The organism is Chloroflexota bacterium (genome assembly GCA_035652535.1).
In the GTDB taxonomy this organism is placed as follows: domain Bacteria; phylum Chloroflexota; class UBA6077; order UBA6077; family SHYK01; genus DASRDP01.
Map to the genome: position 1 here is coordinate 1 of DASRDP010000133.1, position 5,524 is coordinate 5,524.

Annotated in this window: 4 protein-coding genes; 3 read left to right on the forward strand and 1 reads right to left on the reverse strand. The window is 65.8% G+C overall.

Annotated elements, in window-relative coordinates:
• Positions 1-106: 106 nt before the first annotated feature.
• The 3 genes from VFC51_16720 to VFC51_16730 are packed head-to-tail and all read left to right on the forward strand — an operon-like array spanning position 107 to position 4,092.
• Positions 107-1,861, forward strand: a complete 1,755-nt coding sequence (locus VFC51_16720; protein ID HZT08668.1) for an ABC transporter substrate-binding protein — start codon at positions 107-109, stop codon at positions 1,859-1,861.
• 23 nt (positions 1,862-1,884) lie between these two features.
• Complete coding sequence (locus VFC51_16725) at positions 1,885-3,045, forward strand: Rieske 2Fe-2S domain-containing protein (GenBank protein HZT08669.1); 1,161 nt, start codon at positions 1,885-1,887, stop codon at positions 3,043-3,045.
• A 57-nt stretch (positions 3,046-3,102) separates the two neighbouring features.
• The gene (locus VFC51_16730; protein ID HZT08670.1) at positions 3,103-4,092 is read left to right on the forward strand and encodes a DUF6282 family protein; all 990 of its coding nucleotides are present in this window, start codon (positions 3,103-3,105) and stop codon (positions 4,090-4,092) included.
• Positions 4,093-4,102: 10 nt separating this feature from the next.
• Here VFC51_16730 and VFC51_16735 read toward each other — a convergent pair.
• Positions 4,103-5,524, reverse strand: a 1,422-nt coding sequence (locus VFC51_16735) for an ABC transporter substrate-binding protein (GenBank protein HZT08671.1), incomplete at its 5' end; no start/stop codon positions are given.

Genomic DNA, 5,524 nt, shown 5'->3' on the forward strand with positions numbered 1-5,524 from the left:
GGCGATCACTGGACGCCGATCATCACGAGCCTGGCGCCCATCTCGAAGGGCCTGCACTACCGCGGCGTCCGCGACTGGCAGCCTGCCGTCGCGAGTTGACCGGTCAATGAACGCTCCGCGCGCCCGCGCCAACATGTGCGCGACGGGCGGTGGGCGCTCGCGACGCGGCGTCGTCTCCCACGTGGTCGCCGGCGTGCTGGTCCTCGCGTTCGCCGCCTGTGCGGCTCCTTCATCACCCAGCAAGGCGCCCGGGACGCCTGCCGCGCCAGCCCAGCGCAGCGGCCCCAAGGCGCTGACGATTGCGCTGCCCGTGGAGCCGCCGGCGCTCGGCGGCAGCGTGATCATCGGGGTATCCGCAGTACCGTCGCGCTACTTCCGCGAGTTCCCCAACGCCTATCTAACCACCCACGACCCGCAGGACCAGCCCGCGCCCTGGCTGGCGGCCGCCCTTCCATCACTGGACGACGGCACCTGGAAGGTGCTCGACGATGGACGCATGGAGGTGACGTGGAAGCTCCGGCCGGGCATCAAGTGGCAGGACGGCGCCGCGCTCACCTCGGACGACCTGGGCTTTTCCTGGGAGATCGGCAAGGACCTCACGACCGGCGTCGCGTCCCAGAGCGTCGCCCGATATATCGACTCAGTGGCCACGCCTGACCCGCTGACCGCCGTGTTCACCTGGGGGACCGTGAGCTCCCTCGGCGGCGTGGCCGGCGTACGGGAGCTGGACGTCCTGCCCCGCCACGTGCTGGACGCCGCCGAACGAGTCGGCCTCGCCGACAACCCCTACTTCACCGATCCGGCGGTCTTCGTCGGCAGCGGGCCTTTTCGGCCGACGGCGTGGGAGCGCGGCCGCTCCATCTCCCTGGAAGCGTTCCATGACTATTTCCTGGGTCGGCCCAAGATCGACCAGGTGATCTTCTCGATCATTCCGGATCCGAGCACCGCGCTCACCAGCGTCTTGTCGGGCCAGGTAGACGTGGGGTTCTGGGCGATCAACTACGAGGGCGCCAAAGTGCTCCAGCACGAGTGGAAGTCGACCGGCGGAACCGTCGACATGCAGGCCAACAACGCGCGCCACGTGCTGCCGCAGTTCCGACCGGAGTATGCCAGCCCGCGGGAATTGCTCGACGTGGGCGTCCGCCGGGCCTTGATGTACGCCCTGGATCGGGACGAGCTTGCGGAGACGGCCGCCGCGGGCGCTGCGCGTCCGACGAACAGCACGACCTATCCGGACAGCGCGCTGGGCCGCGTGGTGGAAGCGGCTGCGCCGCGCTACGACTACGATCCGGCCCGGGCCGCTGCCCTCTTTGCCGAGGCTGGCTGGCAAAAAGGAGCCGACGGCATGCTCAGCAAGGGTGGCGAGCGCTTTCAGCTGCAGTATCGAACGGGGGCAGGAGCTACCGACGGCAGCCTCATCTTCGCGGTGATGCAGCAACAGCTGAAGCGCAGTGGCGTCGACCTCGAAATCAACGTGGCGCCCGGCGCCGACCTTCAGGCGGGCGCCACCTTCAGCGGCCTATCATTCCGGGGCTTGCCGGACAATCAGACCGGCTTTCTGGCGCTCTTCAATAGCGCCATGATCGCGGGCGCCCAGAATCGATGGTTCGGAACCAACGTTCACGGGTACAACAACCCGGCCGCCGACGAGCTGCTCGTGCGGGTGGACAAGTCCCTCCAGCCAGACGCCCGCATGGCCGCCTGGGCCGAGGCCAACCGGGCCTTGCTCGAGGATGTCGCCTACATGCCGCTGTACAACTACCCATTCCCGTACCTCGTACGGGCAGGGATCACGGGTCCCCTGCCCGCAAACCCCATCAACCCACCGTCCTACTTCGTCCATACGTGGGACCTGCAATAGGCGGTTTTCAGAAGGAGACACAGGTGGCGACAACAACAGCCAGACACGCTCAGCGCACGTACACCGAGGCGGATTTCGAAGATTTCGAGCACACGGGACCGGACACGCTGGCCGGCCGCTACCTGCGCACGTTCTGGCACCCCATCTATATCTCGCAGGAGCTCAAGCCAGGCTGGGCGGTACCGGTTCGGCTGATGAACGAAGACTTCACCTTGTATCGTGGCGAGAGCGGAACCGCGCACATGGTGGACTTCCGTTGCGCACACCGGGGCACCCAGCTTTCCACCGGCTTCGTCGAGGAGGACTGCATTCGCTGTCGCTACCACGGCTGGGTATTCGACGGCACCGGCCAATGTATCGAACAGCCTCTTGAACGACCATCCTTCGCCCATCGCATCCGCATCAGGGGCTACCCGGTTGAGGAATACCTGGGCCTCATCTTCGTCTACATTGGCGAGGGCGAGCCGCCGCCCCTCCCCCGCTACCCTCGGATGGAGCGCGAGGGACTGCTGGAGTGGGCCCGCGCGCCGCGCGCGTGCAACTACTTCAACGAGCTGGAGAACGATCCTGAGCACGTGCCGTTCACCCACCGGGATCCGGATCTCCCGCGCGGCCAATACACCCTGGCCGACGAGGTGAAGTGCGTCGAGAGCAACTGGGGGATCGCCCAGCATCGCTTCTATCCCGGGCACACCCTCATCGTCCAGCACGGCATGCCCAACATCCGCAGCACCCGGCACGGCAGCAAAGCCGAGGTCTTTCGCTTCAAAGTGCCCGTGGACGATGGGCATCTCATCAGCTTCGAGGTCGAGCTGTTTCAGATGAGCGCGGACGAGGCCGAGAAGAAGCGGGCGACGCGCGAGCATGCCATCGGAGGAGATAACGAGGCGCGCGCGGTCCTCACCGACGAGATTCTGGCAGGGAAGCGTCGGTTGCTCGACCTGGATCGAGACCCACCGCCCGGCATCAGCATGTTCAATCTGCAGGACGATGTCACACAGGTTGGTCAGGGCGTGATCCGCGACCGCCAGCACGAGCACCTGGGGAGCTCCGACGCGTACGTCGTGCTGCTACGGTCGATCTTCCGGCGCGAGATGAAGGCGCTGGCGGAAGGCCGGCCCCTGAAGCACTGGGAGCTGACCGACGACTTGGTCAACACGGCACGCCGCGGCGCTCGGGATTGAGGTTTGGCGTCGCTGTTCACGCTCGATGAGACAGAGTCAGGCCAGGAGGAAGGTTCCGTGACAGCCAATCCAGCGTCGGAGCCCTGGGATCCCACGAAAGCGCGCTACGTGAAGTCGTACGCCATGCGGCGGGCATATCGCGAAGAAGTTCAGCACCCCCCTGCTGTGCCGAACGTCGCGGGCGCCATTGACCTGCACTGCCATGCCCACGAAGGCCAGCAGGACGCGCTAGACCTGGCCAAGCATGCATCGAAGAACGGGGTGGGCGGCATCCTCTACAAGACCATCGTGGGCGGCCAACGGCCGGCGGAAACCAAGCGTCGGCTCAACGAGGCGCTGCGGCGCTGGTGCGACGAAGAAAACGTCGAGCCGACCAAGATCTGGGTCGGCTGGGGCGTGGCCCGGGGATCGCAGCCGATCTCCCTGGAAGCGACGCGCCAACAGCTCGATGACGGCGTGGACGCCGTCTGGATGCCCATCTTCAATAGCATCAACACCCTCACGAAGGTTGGTCTCGGAAGCCAAGGGCCCATGCCCGAGGAAGAAGCGAAGAAGATCGGCTACTGCGTCGTGGACGAGCGCGGCAACCTCCTCCCCGAAGTGCGGGACATCATTCATCTCTTGGCCGATCGCGGCGTCCCGTTCTCATTCGCCCACGGAAGCCATCCAGAGCTGGACGCGATGGCCGAAGAGGTTGAGAGGATCGGCTTCGACCGTGCGTTTGTCGACCACCCCTTCAGTCCCTTTGTCGACCTGACGGCAGAGGAGATGCAGCGGTTCGCCAGAGCCGGCATCTGGCTCAACTTCACCTACGACGAGCTGTCGCCGTTGTTGGGCGTTGATCCGGCCCGCATGTACGACGCCATTCGGTCCGTTGGGCCGGAGCACTGCACGCTCTCCAGCGACGCGGGCGAGCCTCTCTTCCCCAACTCGGTGGAATGCATGCGCCTCATGCGCGGCTACATGCGCGCGTTTGGACTCAGTGAGGATGAGGTTCGCGTGGTGACGGAGGTCAACCCGGCCAAGGTGCTCGGACTGCTCGCCTGAGCGGCCTCCGCTATTCCTTGTCGAACTCGTAGAAATTCCAGGTTGTCACGCGGCCAGCGGTTCCGTGGCTCTTTACGCCTTTCACCTGCAGGACCGGTGACACTGTCCAGTACAGCGGCATGCCGACGAGGTCGCCCCGCTCCTCCTGCACGAGCTGGCGGAGCACTTCGGTCCGCTCATCAGCATCGATGGTCACGGCCGTGCGATTGACCAGCTCGTCGAGACGCGGATTGCTGTAGCCGGAGCGGTTCCGGCCCGTCCAGTGGTTTGCAGCCGTACGGATCTCGCTCGTGGCAGCCCGCCCAGAGAGCAAGATGTCCAGCGACGCTGCGCTGAACTGCCCGCCGGCGTAGGTTGAGCCGTACTCGCGGTCGCGGGCGCGGGTCGGGGGGATGACGACCTCATTGACCTGCGCCCCGATGTCCCGCCACTGGCTGGCGACAGCGCTCATCAGCTTCTGCTCGCTGAGGTCGCTCGCGCGTAGCTCCGTCTCGAACCGGTCGCCGCTCCAAGCGTTGACCAGCGTGCCGTCGGCGCCGCGCGTCCACCCACCACTTGCCAGAATCCGGCTCGCCTGCGCCGGGTCGTACGGGTACTGCGGGATCGCGGACTCGAGCGCCGGCCGCAAGGCGGAGTTCGGAGCCACGAAGCTGTCAGCGATGGGCGCCAGCCCGTGGGCGAACAGCTCGGCCAGCTTCTGGCGGTCGATGGCCTGGTAGAACGCCGTCCGCACCGGCAGGTTGATCAGCCCGTCCGCTGGCCGAGCGTATTCTGGCCGGAACTGCAGCTCGATTTGGCGGTACGACTCGGTGAGATCGTAGCGGACCTGGTTTCCCGTGCCCGTCCACTGTCGCTGCACCTCGGCAGCGGCGTCCAGATCGACCCCGACCGGGAGAAGCATGTCGACCGCCCCGGAAAGAATCCCGGCGACCATCGTGTTGGCGTCTCCGAGAAACCGCACCACAACGCGGTCCAGCGGGGGGCGGCCCTGATAGTAATCGTCGAACCGAGTGAAGGCCATCTGGCTGCCTCTCTGCCAGTCCACGAGACGGTACGGCCCCTGGCCGACGAACTGGTCTGAGAGGAAGGTGCTGTTCGCGAAGGTGTCTTTGTGATTCTGGAACGTTTCCTCAAGCAGGTGCATCGGTAAGGGCTCGAGGTCCGCCGCCAGGTTGGCATCGGCGTACGGAGCGGACCAGTGAAGCACGAAGGTCTGGGGATCGGGAGCGCTGGCCGACTGCACCAAATCGATCCGGCCGCTGACGGTCCGCGACGTGGCCGGATCCTGCCGAACCGCCAGCGTAAACAACATGTCGGCGGAGGTGAAGGGCTCGCCATCGTGCCACCGAATGTTCGGTCGCAGCTTCCAGATCGTGTCCATGCTGCCGTCGGGATTCACCCGCCAGGTGCCTTGTTGCACGGAGATCAGCTC